General features: G+C 40.9%; 13 protein-coding genes and 1 riboswitch. Of the genes, 9 read left to right on the forward strand and 4 right to left on the reverse strand.

The window, feature by feature from the left end; all coding sequences use genetic code 11:
* The first annotated feature begins 189 nt into the window (after positions 1-189).
* The 8 genes from MORIYA_RS07080 (at position 190) to MORIYA_RS07120 (ending at position 8142) form a co-directional block, all read left to right on the forward strand.
* Positions 190-1464 carry an L-cysteine desulfidase family protein gene (locus tag MORIYA_RS07080; protein WP_112713896.1) on the forward strand — a complete coding sequence of 425 codons (1275 nt, stop codon included), beginning with the start codon at positions 190-192 and terminating at the stop codon, positions 1462-1464.
* An 89-nt stretch (positions 1465-1553) separates the two neighbouring features.
* A complete protein-coding gene (locus MORIYA_RS07085) occupies positions 1554-1817 on the forward strand; it encodes a GGDEF domain-containing protein (RefSeq protein WP_232011548.1) in 264 nt (87 codons plus the stop codon).
* Between the two features lie 122 nt (positions 1818-1939).
* Positions 1940-3100 (forward strand): diguanylate cyclase, encoded by a 1161-nt coding sequence (locus tag MORIYA_RS07090; protein WP_112713898.1) that lies wholly within the window; start codon positions 1940-1942, stop codon positions 3098-3100.
* Between the two features lie 152 nt (positions 3101-3252).
* A complete protein-coding gene (gene modA / locus MORIYA_RS07095; protein ID WP_112713900.1) occupies positions 3253-4050 on the forward strand; it encodes a molybdate ABC transporter substrate-binding protein in 798 nt (265 codons plus the stop codon).
* Between the two features lie 28 nt (positions 4051-4078).
* Complete coding sequence (gene modB / locus MORIYA_RS07100) at positions 4079-4765, forward strand: molybdate ABC transporter permease subunit (RefSeq protein WP_006031903.1); 687 nt, start codon at positions 4079-4081, stop codon at positions 4763-4765.
* Complete coding sequence (modC, locus tag MORIYA_RS07105; protein ID WP_112713902.1) at positions 4765-5853, forward strand: molybdenum ABC transporter ATP-binding protein ModC; 1089 nt, start codon at positions 4765-4767, stop codon at positions 5851-5853. Before modB ends, modC begins: the two co-directional genes overlap by 1 nt.
* A 602-nt stretch (positions 5854-6455) precedes the next feature.
* Positions 6456-7163, forward strand: a complete 708-nt coding sequence (locus tag MORIYA_RS07115) for a helix-turn-helix transcriptional regulator (protein WP_112713904.1) — start codon at positions 6456-6458, stop codon at positions 7161-7163.
* 115 nt (positions 7164-7278) lie between these two features.
* A complete protein-coding gene (locus MORIYA_RS07120; RefSeq protein WP_112713906.1) occupies positions 7279-8142 on the forward strand; it encodes a DMT family transporter in 864 nt (287 codons plus the stop codon).
* A 15-nt stretch (positions 8143-8157) separates the two neighbouring features.
* Here MORIYA_RS07120 and MORIYA_RS07125 read toward each other — a convergent pair whose 3' ends face one another.
* On the reverse strand, positions 8158-8913 hold the full coding sequence (locus tag MORIYA_RS07125; protein ID WP_112713908.1) for a DUF6933 domain-containing protein: 756 nt from the start codon (positions 8911-8913) through the stop codon (positions 8158-8160).
* 121 nt (positions 8914-9034) lie between these two features.
* A riboswitch (purine riboswitch) is annotated at positions 9035-9134 on the forward strand.
* A 27-nt stretch (positions 9135-9161) separates the two neighbouring features.
* Here MORIYA_RS07125 and add point away from each other — a divergent pair.
* The gene (gene add, locus MORIYA_RS07130; RefSeq protein ID WP_112713910.1) at positions 9162-10157 is read left to right on the forward strand and encodes an adenosine deaminase; all 996 of its coding nucleotides are present in this window, start codon (positions 9162-9164) and stop codon (positions 10155-10157) included.
* A gap of 96 nt (positions 10158-10253) precedes the next feature.
* Here add and MORIYA_RS07135 read toward each other — a convergent pair whose 3' ends face one another.
* The 3 genes from MORIYA_RS07135 to MORIYA_RS07145 are packed head-to-tail and all read right to left on the reverse strand — an operon-like array spanning position 10254 to position 14657.
* Positions 10254-11450: a hypothetical protein gene (locus MORIYA_RS07135; protein ID WP_112718494.1), complete on the reverse strand. Its 1197-nt coding sequence runs from the start codon at positions 11448-11450 to the stop codon at positions 10254-10256.
* Positions 11451-11474: 24 nt separating this feature from the next.
* Positions 11475-12269 (reverse strand): outer membrane lipoprotein-sorting protein, encoded by a 795-nt coding sequence (locus MORIYA_RS07140; RefSeq protein WP_112713912.1) that lies wholly within the window; start codon positions 12267-12269, stop codon positions 11475-11477.
* Between the two features lie 27 nt (positions 12270-12296).
* Positions 12297-14657: an efflux RND transporter permease subunit gene (locus MORIYA_RS07145; RefSeq protein ID WP_112713914.1), complete on the reverse strand. Its 2361-nt coding sequence runs from the start codon at positions 14655-14657 to the stop codon at positions 12297-12299.
* Positions 14658-14711: the final 54 nt, after the last annotated feature.

Consider the following 14711-nt stretch of genomic DNA (forward strand, 5'->3'; position numbering starts at 1 on the left):
ACCGCAAATGGCCGGTATCGCGATAACATAAGGAAATATCATTCTCTTTAACGGTAAACATTCCTCTATATATGAAAAAATATTCTCCCCATATAGGCGTACAGTAACGTTATCAACGTAAAGAAGCGTAAATCAACGTCACATTAAGTGGTGCTGACGTAATTTATCAGCACCAATGAGGGATAGCGAATGAATCATCAATGGCAGCAATATAAACAACTCCTTAATACGTTTGTTAAACCCGCATTAGGTTGTACAGAACCAATCTCGGCCGCATATGCCTCCGCGGTTGCAGCAAGTATGCTACCAGCAACACCAGAACAGATCACAGTTCACGTTTCAAATAACCTATATAAAAATTCGATGGGCGTATTTGTACCCGGCACTGGTAAAATCGGCTTAGCCATTGCAGCTGCAGTTGGTGCCATTGCCGGTGATCCAGATGCAGGACTCGAAGTATTAGCACAAATAACCCCACCGCAAGTAACACAAGCACAAGCCTTGATCGATGCGGGCAAGGTGATTGTTAAACGTACCGATTCAAAAGAGTTTATTTACTGCCATGTCGAAGCTAAATGTCGAGATTATATTGCCGTTGTCGAAATCAGTGGTGGTCATACGAAAATAACCAAGACGACACTCAACGGTAAATTAGTATTCAGCAATAACAACTACACAGCCCAAAGCACCAGTAATATCGATGATGATCTCGATATCACTATTCAAGGGATTTACGATTATGCGATGGGGGCTGATTTTGCTGATATCGACTTTATTCTGGACGCTGCGAAGTTAAACTCTGCCTTAGCCGATGAAGGATTGAACAATGCTTATGGTCTACAAGTCGGCCGCATTATAGAACAAAATATCCAAAGTGGTTTTATGACTGCTGACCTAAATAATACCATTATCATGCGCACGGCAGCTGCATCCGATGCTCGTATGGGTGGCGCAACATTACCCGCGATGAGTAATTACGGCAGCGGTAACCAAGGCATAGCCGCAACAGTGCCCGTCGAGATAATGGCTAAGCATTATCAGGCAAGTGATGAACAACTCGCCCGTGCGCTTATTTTAAGTCATCTTGGCGCAATTTATATTAAACAACATTATCCACCGCTATCGGCATTCTGTGGTAATACAGTCACCAGTGCGTCAGCTGCGATGGCGATGGTTTATCTTGCCGGCGGTAGTTATGTACAATCATGCTATGCCATCCAGAATGTATTAAGTGACTGCTCGGGCATGGTCTGTGATGGCGCAAAATCGACCTGTGCGATGAAAGTAAAAACCTCGACAAGCAGCGCGGTCACGGCGTTCATGCTAGCGATGAATAATACCCAGGCGTTTGATCAAGGTATTATTGCCCATGATATTGAAACCAGCATCCGTAATATCGGCATGTTAGTCACCAAAGGTATGGTCAATACCGATGTGACGATCATTAATATTATGTCGGCATAGCTCGGATTAAAAACATAAATAAAGCGTATAGGCGCACAACTATTTCAGCTGTGCGCCTGACGTTTAAGTTACTGCAACGTCATTACTGTATGCGTTACTGCAGGGAGGGATTTGTCCTCATTGGCTTCTTTGAAAATGAAATGTCTGCCATTGATATGGCTGACATTATCCGTCATCAAGTTTCTGAAGTATATTTTATAAATGACAATAATGAGTTTAACGTCACATTAAGTGCTGGCGTTACATTGCACAATAACCTTATCGATGATAGTTTTGAAAACACATTGAAACGAGCGGATCTGAAATTGTATGAAGCAAAACAGCAGGTCGAAATCGCATTGTTGTTTAACTAAGCAATATAATCAATCTGTCACTTAAATATTTCATTTCCAATGTTTTTTCTCTAAACGATATATTCATACCTATCTGCCGCTAATAAGATGTTTCTCATTTAACATTACGACATGGTGTTCTGATGAATAATATTGCAGCAAAGTCATACCACTTGCCAATCCAAAAAAAGTTGATTGGTTTATCTGCTGTGATCTTTACAGGACTCATTGCTTTTCTATTATTCTTTTATATTTCCTTTTCAGGTAGTTTGAAAAATGAAATAAAAGCCCAATCAAAACACCTCACCGAATCAGCGTCAGGCATGGTCAGCTATTTTTATGACCTTAGCACAACGGGTCAACTCTCTGATGAAGATGCAAAAAAGTACGCCATGGGCGCGCTAAAGCGCTCAACCTACAGTGGTGATGGCTACTTTTGGATAAGTGGCCTCGATGGTGAAATTTTATTGCAGCCTTATAAACCAGAACTAGTTGGATTAAGTTTATTAGATTGGCAATACCCCGATGGAACCACCCCTTTCCGCAACATTGACCGGGAAATACGTCAAGGTGGAGGTTGGGTTAACTACCTTTGGTCTAAAAATGATTCTTTAAAACAGTACCCTAAGATAGCCTACGTGAGTTATTTTTCTCCCTGGGACTGGCTAATTGGCACTGGTATCTACCTTGATGACATGGAGAAAAATGTTTTTTTGACGGTGGTAAAAGCATCCGGAATATTACTTTTTGGTTTTGTGTTATTCATCGGTTCTGCAATTGTAATTGTTAATTTCGTTGTCAACCAGCTCTCAGAGCAATCCGTCCGTGACACACTAACGAAACTTTATACCAAACGTTTTCTGGAAGAAGTTATTCCAGGTATGCTAGAAAATGCAAAACGCAATAACCGCACCCTAGCGGCGGTATTTATGGATATTGATCACTTTAAGGACGTCAATGATAGTTATGGCCATGACTGTGGAGATAAAGTGTTGCAAAAAATAGCTCAAGTCATGCTCGAAAACACCCGAAGCGGCGATTATTGTATCCGCTACGGTGGCGATGAATTTGTCATTATCGGTCCTTGTGATGATGATAAAAACGTTATCGCTGTCGTTGAACGTATTCGCGAGGAGGTGGCCACATTGGTTTTTTCACACCTTGATATTGACTTTAAGGTGACGCTTAGCGCGGGTATCGCCTTATATGAAGACCATCATGATTCATTTGATGAGACGCTAATTCAAGCAGACATGAAGCTATACCAAGCAAAGAAAATGGGCCGTAATTGTGTCGTCGCTTAAACGATAACTATCCCTAATTAGAAATTAGCCTTGTTAATTTTCATTAACAAGGCTAAAATTTGAATATCGATATATAGCTTACTATACATCGATATTCGCGTGACTATTCGCGTAAGTCTCAAGCTACAATAAAAATGCCGAAGGGATCGCTCATGACACAAAGATATCGCCATAAATTAAAACAACTCGCGACTATTATTTTATTAATGCTTAGTAGCAATGTTATTGCCGATGAACGCGTGCTTATCTTTGCCGCAGCTTCATTAAGCAATGCCCTGACAGAAGTAGGTAATACATTTAAAGCGGATCCAATAGCAAACCCTACAAAGATTAATCCGGTATTTTCGTTTGCATCCTCTTCGACCTTAGCCAGGCAAGTTGCCCAAGGTGCACCAGCGCAGATTTACCTATCGGCAAACCAAACATGGATGGATTACTTAGTTGAACAAAAAGCGGTCGCCGCTGACTCGAGAGTGACTCTGTTGCGTAATTCACTGGTACTCATCGCGCCGAATACCAGTCCAGTGACTAACATCGTATTAACCAAACATTGGAATATAACCCAAGCTGTTGGAGAGAGCAGAATTGCAGTTGGCGATCCTGATCATGTACCCGCTGGTCGTTATGCCAAACAAGCGTTAGAGAGTTTAGGTTTATGGCAGCAAGCCATGCCGTTATTAGCCCGTGCCAATAATGTGCGCGGCGCACTTGTCCTCGTCGAGCGTGGCGAGTCCCCGTTTGGTATTGTGTATGCGACTGATGCACAAATAGCTAAAAAGGTAAAAACAGTTGCTACCTTCCCTGCAAGTAGCCATAAGGCCATTGAATATCCGTTAGTCATGGTCGATAGCAAAGCAACCGCTGCAACCACAAGCTTCTATCAATATTTACAATCAGACGCTGCACAAGCAATATTTGTCAAATACGGTTTTAAGGTACTCTCTATTTAAGGTCAACTCTATTTTAAGGTAAATAGCTTTGTTAAGTGATTATGAAATTGCAGCCTTGCTGCTGAGTTTAAAAGTATCGAGTGTGGCGGTGTTGTTCAGCCTGCCTTTTGGCATCGCTTGTGCTTGGATACTAGCCCGTTGCGAATTCCCAGGAAAATCGTTATTCGATAGCCTAATACATTTACCTCTGGTATTGCCCCCCGTAGTCATTGGCTATATTTTGTTAATCTCAATGGGGCGTCAAGGCAGCATTGGCGCGGTGCTTTATGATTGGTTTGGTTGGAGCTTTAGCTTTAGTTGGCGTGGCGCAGCATTAGCAGCTGCAATCGTCTCGTTTCCGTTAATGGTACGTGCGATCCGTTTGTCCTTTGAAAGTGTCGATATACGCTTAGAGCAAGCCGCACGAACCCTAGGTAGTAATCGCTTACGGGTATTTTTTACCATTACCCTGCCGTTAACCCTACCCGGTATTGTTTCTGGTATGGTGCTGGCCTTTGCTCGCAGTTTAGGTGAGTTTGGTTCAACCATTACCTTTGTGTCTAATATTCCCGGCGAGACGCGTACTATTCCGTTAGCTATGTACTCTTTTATTCAAACCCCAGGTGCTGAGCATGAAGCCGCACGCTTGTGTGTGATTGCGATCATCATTGCCGTATTATCATTAACCGCATCACAATGGTTAGCCAAAAAAGCCCAACAGCGAGTCGCGTCATAATGTTAACTATTGATATAAAGAAACAACTGGGTGATTTGGATTTGCAAGTGAATGCTCAAATTCCGATGCAAGGTATTTGTGCTGTGTTTGGTCGTTCTGGTGCAGGTAAAACCTCGTTGGTGAATATTCTTGGCGGGTTATCAACACCTGACAAGGGTCAGCTAACCTTAGGCGATACGCACCTTTACCACCAGCAACTGCGAATTAATTTACCGCCAGAACGTCGCCGTATCGGTTATGTATTTCAAGACGCGCGTTTATTCCCCCACTACAGCGTGCGCGGTAACCTTAATTACGGCAATAAGGATAAAGACCAAGCGCACTTTAATACAGTGGTGAAGTTACTTGGTTTAGATGAATTGTTAAACCGCTATCCATCAACCCTTTCTGGGGGTGAAAAACAGCGCGTTGCCATTGGTCGCGCCTTGTTAACTCGCCCGCAAATGTTATTAATGGATGAGCCATTAGCAGCCCTTGATTTACCCCGTAAGCGTGAGCTTATTCCTTATTTGTTACAACTTGCTAAGACTCTTAATTTACCGATTATTTATGTAAGCCATAGCTTAGATGAGATCTTACAACTGGCCGATACCATGCTGGTATTAGACAAAGGAAAAGTGTTGGTGAATGGTCCGTTGCAAGACGTTTGGGACAGTGCTGAGATGCGTCCGTGGTTACCAGCCAAAGAGCAAAGCTCGTTGTTAATGGCGACAGTAACAGCGCTGAATGAAGGCTACCGTATGAGTAAGTTAGTACTCGCTGATGGTACTTATCTGTGGATCAATGGTTTACCTTTACCTGTGAGCAGTAAACTACGTGTACGTATTCATGCTAACCATGTATCTCTGTGTAAAACACGTCCACAAGACAGTAGTATTCGTAATATTCTACCGACGACAATTACCGAGATTATACATTCAGAATCAAGTGATAATGTGCAGGTTAAATTAGCGTTTGGTGATGACCACATATGGGCAAACATCACCCGCTGGGCAAGTGATGATTTAGCGTTAACGGTCGGACAAGCGGTCTATGCTCAGATCAAAGGCGTAAGCATGACAGAGAGTGAATTAGCGCAATCGTTTTGATTGTGCTGTCACCTTAGAACATGGTGATATTTTGCTATAATTAGGCTCTGGAACACGAATAATTTGTTCTTAACATTGGTCGACTAAATATATTCAATAACTTGAAAGCCGACTCGACAATTTAGCAGATTTAAGAGGTACATAATTATGGCCAGGTATTATATTGATTGTCGCGATTACCCGGGTGAGGTGAAATGCTCAGTCGCACTTGCTGCGGACTCTGGTTAAATTAGATCCCGACTCTGCATTGATTAGCGCCAGCTTGAACACTAATAACTTGCCCTTCAAGTTCAGCTTGTTTATCTGAAGAAATTGATAGACTAATATTTATTTTATTGCCCTTAAATATATATATATCTTTATTTTCAATAACTAAACCTCATCCAGAAATAGAAAAATATATCATTTTTGCTGAACTTTGTTTTCCATTGCAGTTAATATCGACTGTATATACGGTATCAATCCGAGGTTGTTCGCGAATCTCGGTGAGGTGACATGCAATGAGGTACTTACTGCGGAACATCACGAATTGACCCTATTAAAATAAGCACTTCCCCTTTAATATATTAAATACTCTCCATCACCAAGAAGAAGCGAATAACATGCCCAACAACCTTTCTATTCGCGCTTATACCAGCCAAATACGCAGTCATTATCATGAGTTCCACCAGCTGGTGCTGCCGTTACATGGCGCAATTGATATTAAGGTTGGCGATTATACTGGTAAAGTCAGCTTTGGTGATTGCGTGATTATTAAAGCTGGGCAACAACATGACTTTCGGGCAGATGATGCAGCCCGTTTTATTGTCGTTGATATGGACAGCTTTCCAGAGAATATTACTGAATCAGATATTGAAAAATTCTCGATAAACCCTCCCCTGCTTGCTTATATACAGTTCATCGACAAACAGCTAGCGCATCAAGTAAACAAGCAACTTGAATCTACGGCTTTTACATTGTTTTATCAACTCCTTGCTCAGCAATCATGTCATGACCGTATTGACCCTCGAATTGCCGAGGTTATCCACTTCATCAAGCAAGATGTCAGTGTGCTATTTAGCATCAAGCAGTTAGCTAAAATTGCGTGTTTAAGCACCAGCCAATACAAGAAGCTATTCAAACAGAATATCAATATGACTACGCATAAATACATCACCCAACTGCGTATGGAAAAGGCTTCTGCACTGCTCGCTCATACCGACTTGCCTATTCGTATTGTCGCAGAGCAAGTTGGCTACCAAGACCTATCCGCTTTTAGTCGACGTTTTTCTAACTATTTCGGCCAATCTCCCAAAGCATTCAGCCATTAGTTTGCCCGCTATAAACAAGCAGCGTTTCAGTCAATAAAGTCGTCCTTTCAGCAAACTTTACTATATATTTAAGGTTTATTATTCAGTCATTAATATTACTTAAGGATAATAAATAATGGCTACATTATACGGTTTGATGGCAATTGGGTTATGGGGCACTTTAGCGCTGTTAGGCACAGTTACTGCGAATATACCTGCATTTCAATTGCTCTCACTGTGTTTTACTCTCTCCGCAATCATTATCGTTATCAAACGGATTGCCGTTAAAAAACCGGTTTTCACCAAACCAACATTAACCCTAACCCAGTGGCTGTTTGGCATAACCGGATTATTTGGGTTCCACTTCTGTTATTTCATGGCACTTAAATTCGCGCCTGTTATCGAGGTCAGTTTAATTGTGTATCTGTGGCCATTATTGTTAGCCACACTGGTCGCCAACAAACAAAGTCGATTCCGAGCACTCATCGGCGGCGGCTTAGGTTTTATCGGTATCGCGTTCATTATTGTTGGTAATGGCGAGCTAACGTTAAATAGTGAATACCGTATTGGTTATTTACTTGCTGTTATCTGCGCGGTTATTTGGGGCAGCTATTCATGGTTCTTGTCCACATCAAACAATGATGTGGAAGATATCGCCTGGTTATCTGCAGCCGTTGCATTATTGGCATTGATCGCGCATTGGTTATTTGAAACCAGTTATTGGAGTTTTAGCCTGTCGGAATGGGGCGGAATATTATTACTCGGGTTAGGGCCTGTCGGCGGTGCTTTTTATTTATGGGACATCGCCCTAAAGAAAGGTAACCAGCAATTGTTAGCGTCATTAAGTTTTAGCACACCACTCATTTCATCTGTCATTCTCGCCATTGCAGGCTTTAATGCTTGGTCTGCTAACATCATTATTGCACTGGCATTGATTTTATCCGGTGCGATTATTGCTAATATGAAGATAAAACCTGCGGTTATAAAGGCCAGTAACTAGCTATTCGAACAAACATTAATGCGATTTCGACTTACGGTAACTTGTTAAACAAACCACATTATCAGGTATCGTTCTCGGCTCTGGTTTACTCTCTTCGGTAAGTTTTGGATAAGGGCTGGGGAAATGACCGTTGGGTGTGTCAGGATAACTATCACGGGCTAAACCTTTGGCAAAGCGAAATAAAGTATCATCAAGCAGTCGTGCGACCGGAATAAAACGCTTGTTACGCCCTTCGCTGGCAATGCGTTTCCGCATTTCATTTATGTGCATAGACAAACCATACGCTTCATCATCGTTATAAGCCGTTACATCGTTATTTTCACCACTTTGACGGATCCAAGACTCTGTATCGCTGACATGACCGTTGACACTTAAGTCAGTATTTTTAAACCAACCAAATCCCTCGGTTTCGCTGAGAAATTGCGAGGTAACTATGTCAGCAACAGATTCTTCAATCGAACCACTGTGCAGCATCAGATTAACCATTTCAATAAATAACCGCCCTAAAAACATCTCTTCAAATTCAGCTTGAGTGGGTGGTGCAAGATTGGGACAGATCATCACATAACGGCTGCGGGCTTCAACGGCTATCACAGTCCCGTGGTGAGACTGAGTATTATTTTTTATGACATGACACTGCCAAGCAAGCGTCTCGGCATCAGTAGTGATCGTTTGTGTTCCAATACGTTTACCATCGACACTGGTTATTCTGGCTAAGTCCAGCTTCATCCATTTACACAGCGCATTACTTGCTGATATTTGAATCTTCATAATAAAATCCTATGCCTTATTCAATACTAAATAATTCTATCGTTAATCAATATAATAACACCTAGATTGACAGCGCCAAAGGATAGCACCCACGAATTGCAGTGTTTCAACCATACTGCTAAACTACGTCATTAAATCACTTCGTATAATCCCAATAATATGGTTTGGGAGTTTCTACCAAGACCCTTAAATTCTTGATTATGAAGTCTGTAACTTTAAAACCTAAAAACATATAAAGGTAGAGACTCATGAATTACTTTGACTTACCGAAGATTGACTTACATTGCCACCTAGACGGCAGTGTTCGCCCAGAAACAATCATTGCGCTTGCAGCTGAACAAAACATTACCCTACCAAGTAACGACATTGAAGCGATCAGAACGTTAATGATCGCACCTGAAACATGTACAGATCTTGGCGAATATCTACAACGTTTTGACTTACCGTTGTCAGTAATGCAAACGGCAGCAGGTATCGAGCGCATCTCTTTTGAAGTATTTGAAGATGCAGCAAAAGAAAATGTCAAATACCTCGAAGTGCGTTTTGGCCCAATGCTACACCTTGAACAAGGTCTAACCCTTGAGCAAGTATTTGACAGTGTGGTTGCGGGGATGAAACGTGCCGAAGCCATGTATGACATCAAAGGTAACTACATTTTATCGATCTTACGTCACATGCCAAAAGATAGAATTAAAGAAGTGCTGGATACCGCAGCTAAATACTTAAACGATGGTATTGTTGCATTCGATCTAGCCGGTGGTGAAGCACCCGGATTCTGCGCTGAATTTGTGCCTTATGCACAATACGCTATTGAAAAAGGATACCGTGTCACCATTCATGCTGGTGAACAAGGTGTGGGTCAAAACGTATTTGATGCCATTTCATTATTAGGTGCAGAACGTATTGGTCATGGTATTCATATTACCGGCCATGAAGCTGCGTACAACCTTGTTAAAACCCAGAACATTGCATTAGAAACCTGTCCAAGCAGTAATGTGCAAACCAAAGCGGTTGAAAACTTAGCCAGCCACCCTGTTAAAGCGTTCTACCAAGACGGCATTCAAATTACCATCAATACTGATAACCGCACGGTGTCAAATACCACCATGACCGATGAAGTACGTAAAGTGATGGAAGAGTTTAACTTAAGCCGTGAAGACTACTTCAACATTTACAAGATCAGCATTGAACATGCGTTCGCATCTGACGCTGTAAAACAGTATTTATCGACGTTTGCTGAATAACGAAAATATATCAATCGAAAGGTAGATAACAAGGCGGGTTATAACAACGACCCGCCTTACGATTGACGAGCACAGCATCATTCTGCTCATGTGAAATTAAAAATACCATTCAACAGACAGTTGCAGATGATCATCATTTTTCAAGCCAAACAATGGCTCTACCGGATCTGAACTCTGCATTATTTTTAAATCTAAGCTCGCAGTAAAACTGTCACCAAAACGGCGATTAGCCTCGATAAGATAAGTTAGGGCACTGTGATCTAAATCAGTTCCAACCCCCATCAATATCTCACTACTTTGCATGTCATTAAAGGCGATGCGCCCTCCAAGAAATAAATCATTTTGAAAAGCTGCACCAGGAGCATTAATATCCCCTTCGCCACGTTCATCCCAGCTATATTCAGTTAATAAACCTAAATCAATAATACTGTCCATGATACCAACATAAGTATATTCAAACCCTGCTTGCGTGGCCCAAAAGCTCACCTCAGTTGTATCTCGGTGTATTGATTCAAACTTCCATAACCAATCCCCTATCGTTGCTTGAACATCAAGGCCAAACTGATCCATTTGAGCATAATACTGCCTCAAAACTAGGTTGTTACCGATGTTAGTTGGCGTAAGTATTGGTTCTCGATTGGTACCACAGAACCAATAACTACCTACATCAAAATCACCAAACGTTTGTGTCCAACGAATAGCAAAGTCGACATGTTTTTCTTCGGCTGATGATTCGTAACTGATATTGTTTTTATCCACGACTAATGGCCCACGTAAGCGACCTTCCTCGCCAGGAAAGATGCGCTCTCTAAAGCCCAATAATACGTATAAATCGACGATGCCCCAATTTTGAACGAGTGATACATTGACCATAGGTTGGCCAAGTTTATCTTCACCATCAAAATTTTCTACGGCATCAGTTTGGTTGATCACATCAACCAAATGTTGAAATTCAGCAACGCCCCAAAACTCTTTGCGTATTCCCGCCCTAAATTCCCAACTGTCACTGACATGAATATAAGCAAGTTCGCGAATATCACCATGCGTTCTTTCATCATCTTGCGAATCAATTCGGTAAAAGGGTTTAAACGTTAAACTATCACCGCCGTTGTTCCACCCCCAATAAAATTCAGGCTCAACGTATACTGATGCCTGAGAATGATCAAACTGTTGAGGGTATTGACTGGATTCAAAAAAATAGCGCTCTTCGATACCAAGCATCCCTGATATTTCAAACTCCGCAGCAGAGGCGGCGAAAGTCAGTAACAGGCTCATTGATACTAACTTATTCATTAACTTAGCAGCTAACATAATGAGTTACCGCGCCCGTTTTAATGCATTTCGATTAAAATCACTGTCTTTCAAACCCGTTTTAAACACATAGTTACTCCACCTTAATTCCGTCGTTTTACCATTTTGGTGGTTGACCATTAAAGTGCTTGTAGGGCGCCAAAACTGATTCAAATATTGTTTATAATCGATATACGATAAGGTTTTTAATAATGTATTTTTACGGTCATAAAAATCGACTTTTTGCATGCGATATTCTTGCTTATCTATCCACACAACTCGTCGGGTATAACCTGAATTATCGCCGACAGGAAACTGCTCAACCATAAAACTGTCGATACCGACACTATTATCCTCACCCAAGTATTTATAAGTGTATTTTTCTATTTCAAACGAACTTAGATCTTCAAAAGCAAATTCAGAACCCATAAAAGGACCTGACTTATTACGTGATGAAATACGTTTAACACGTTTTAATGCCGGTAAATACAACCATTGCTCATCAGTAGCCAAAGGATGAGAAAAACTTAAAAACGCAGTACCTTTGATATCTCTTGGCTTATCAAAAATAGTCAGACTTTTATCACCATCATTCAATTGCTCCAATAATTTCATCTTAATTTCACGTATACTTTCTTGGCCCTGTTTATTACGTAATAACATAAGCATATCGGCCTTACTATCAACCCAGCCAATGTCGCGTTGTTTCGCTTCTTTAGAGATAGCAAATCCTTGTTCTTCTGCTGTTAATGCCAATACGCTATAACTGACGAAAAATAAAGTCGCCGTGATCCCAGCCGTGAGTAATTTCTTATTCAACATAGTAATTCTCCAATCCTAATTATCTGTTTATGGCTGATAATCCAGCGTCGATGTATTTTTATTTACTGGTTTTATATTTACAGCCGTATCGCTTGGAATCGTTTTCGAACTAGAACGATCAAGCAGCATCAACAACGGAGGTAGAAAGAAAAAATCAATGACTAAAGCGATGAATATTGTGATAGCAGTTAACATCCCCATATCTGCATTCAGCTTAAACGACGATTGTGCCAATACGAGAAAACCAGCGATTAAAACAAATGTGGTGATCAGTAATGCTCTACCCACATGATCAAAAGCATAATGAACGGCAGCACTTGAATCCACTTTTAGTTCACGGCGAGCGTGTAAGTATTTACTTAAAAAATGAACTGTATCATCGACAACAATACCAAGAGTCATCCCCATCACAACTGACAGGCCCAACCCTATTTGACCGTCATACAGACCCCAAATACCAAAAGCAACGGCGGCAGGAACAAGGTTAGGTAATAAACTAAGTACACCATAACGCCAGCTTTTCAGTACGACACCAAGTAATAGCGATATCAATAACAAAGCCATAATAGTGCCCGTTAGCATAACGGTAATACTACGCTGACCAATATGTGCAAACATTAAACTTGGACTCGCAATATCAACATCATATTCCGATGCGTTTTGCTGAAACCAGGTATTAATATTATGTTCAAGTTTGATTAACTCATTGCTGGTTAGGTTTTTGAAGGTAACAACCATTTTAGACGATGATTTATCAACATTAAGCTGATTGTTTAAATCTAAACCATAAGGTAATGACATCTCATATAACAGTAAATACTGCGCCGATAACGCCTGATTAGTTGGTAATTTATACCATGCTGGATCTTCAGCATGCATATTTTTATTTAATCGCTTTAATGTATCAGTGATCGTATTCACGTGATCTGTTTCTGGTAATTCTCGCAGCCAATCAGTGAAGTCAGACAGTTTATTTAGATAGTCCGGATTATTAATACCACTCGCAACGCCCGTATTAACCGATATTTCCAATACCGTCATACCAGACAAGTTTTCTTGCATAAAATCGGTAGCAGCTCGGTAAGGTACGCTTTGATCAAAGTACTTAACGAAATCATCATTTAATTCATTTTTGGGAATAAACACCGAAAAAGTCAGGATGAGCACACTCATGACTGGTAACAAAATTTTACGTTTATTAATAACAAAATCTGCTAACGCTGACATTTTATTTTCTGTACCAGCAGTACTTATTTTCACTCTAATTGGCATCACAGTGAGTAAGGCAGGAAAGACCGTCATCGAGAATAGGAATGCAAACATAACCCCCATCGCAACTAAATTACCTAAATCTCGATATGGCGGTGAATCAGAAAAGTTCATGCTTAAAAAACCAATCGCAGTAGTCATACTGGTTAAGAAAATAGGCTGCAGGTTGAGCGCTAAGCTTTTCTTGATTGCTAAATGTTTACTCACGCCCTGCCTCATTTCATAAAACATCGATGCAAGGATATGAATGCAATCGGCAACAGCCAAAGTAAGAATCATCGTCGGGGCTGATGATAAAGGTCCAGTTAAATAAAAACCGGTCCAGCCCGCGATACCCATTGTCGTAACAATACTCATGAAAATAACCAGCACGGTAGCTATCGCGCCAGAGATAGTTTTAAGCAGAAATCCGATAGCTAAAATCACCACGAGGAACATTAACGGCGTTAAGGTCACACTATCATTCATAGCCGCTTCACCAAACGCGTTATTCATCATAACGACTCCGGATAAATACACCTCAGTATCAGGGTTGTCAGTTATAAATCGTTTTTTTATTGCTCTCACACTCGCCGCAACTTCAGGCACCTCAACCATGGGATCGATACCGGGTAGCTGCACGGTTACATTGATAACGGATACATGGCCCGTTTTAGAAATTATTTTATTAACAAGCAGAGGATCATTTAAAGCGACTTGTTTAATCTTGTCCAAATCATGTTGCGACAGATTGTCCGGATCAATAACCAAATCGGTAACAATCAGGTCATCTTCTTCAGCATAGCTATATTGAAAATTTGTAATTGAATCAACACGCGTTGAATAAGGTATTTGCCAACTCTGTTTAGTTAATGATTTTAGTGCCTTTAGGTGTTCGACGGTAAATACATCATTGCCTTTCGGCACAACAACAAAAGATACATTATCACTTTTGTTATAAACTTTTTGCATCGATTCAAAAGCTATCCGTTGGGGATTATCCTCGCCAAAATAAACCCGATAATCATTTTTAAAAACCAGATTTTGTGCACCTACTGCAGCAAAAACAACTAATGCTAAGCATATAATAATGACCCACGCAGGGTGTTTATTAATAAATTCGTAGAGTTTATTGTTCATCGTTCCCTTCCATAATGACGAATCGTCATTTCATCCTTGAAAAAAACACGGCAA

The organism is Moritella yayanosii (assembly GCF_900465055.1).
GTDB lineage: Bacteria > Pseudomonadota > Gammaproteobacteria > Enterobacterales > Moritellaceae > Moritella > Moritella yayanosii.

What these genes read in the sequence shown, in the direction of transcription:
- modA (WP_112713900.1), top strand. Translation starts at nt 3,253, where the DNA reads ATGACACAAAGATATCGCCATAAATTAAAACAACTCGCGACTATTATT.
- MORIYA_RS07120 (WP_112713906.1), top strand. Translation starts at nt 7,279, where the DNA reads ATGGCTACATTATACGGTTTGATGGCAATTGGGTTATGGGGCACTTTA.
- MORIYA_RS07080 (WP_112713896.1), top strand. Translation starts at nt 190, where the DNA reads ATGAATCATCAATGGCAGCAATATAAACAACTCCTTAATACGTTTGTT.
- MORIYA_RS07090 (WP_112713898.1), top strand. Translation starts at nt 1,940, where the DNA reads ATGAATAATATTGCAGCAAAGTCATACCACTTGCCAATCCAAAAAAAG.
- MORIYA_RS07135 (WP_112718494.1), bottom strand. Translation starts at nt 11,450, where the DNA reads ATGAATAAGTTAGTATCAATGAGCCTGTTACTGACTTTCGCCGCCTCT.
- MORIYA_RS07115 (WP_112713904.1), top strand. Translation starts at nt 6,456, where the DNA reads ATGCCCAACAACCTTTCTATTCGCGCTTATACCAGCCAAATACGCAGT.
- MORIYA_RS07145 (WP_112713914.1), bottom strand. Translation starts at nt 14,657, where the DNA reads ATGAACAATAAACTCTACGAATTTATTAATAAACACCCTGCGTGGGTC.
- add (WP_112713910.1), top strand. Translation starts at nt 9,162, where the DNA reads ATGAATTACTTTGACTTACCGAAGATTGACTTACATTGCCACCTAGAC.
- modC (WP_112713902.1), top strand. Translation starts at nt 4,765, where the DNA reads ATGTTAACTATTGATATAAAGAAACAACTGGGTGATTTGGATTTGCAA.
- MORIYA_RS07140 (WP_112713912.1), bottom strand. Translation starts at nt 12,269, where the DNA reads ATGTTGAATAAGAAATTACTCACGGCTGGGATCACGGCGACTTTATTT.
- MORIYA_RS07085 (WP_232011548.1), top strand. Translation starts at nt 1,554, where the DNA reads ATGCGTTACTGCAGGGAGGGATTTGTCCTCATTGGCTTCTTTGAAAAT.
- MORIYA_RS07125 (WP_112713908.1), bottom strand. Translation starts at nt 8,913, where the DNA reads ATGAAGATTCAAATATCAGCAAGTAATGCGCTGTGTAAATGGATGAAG.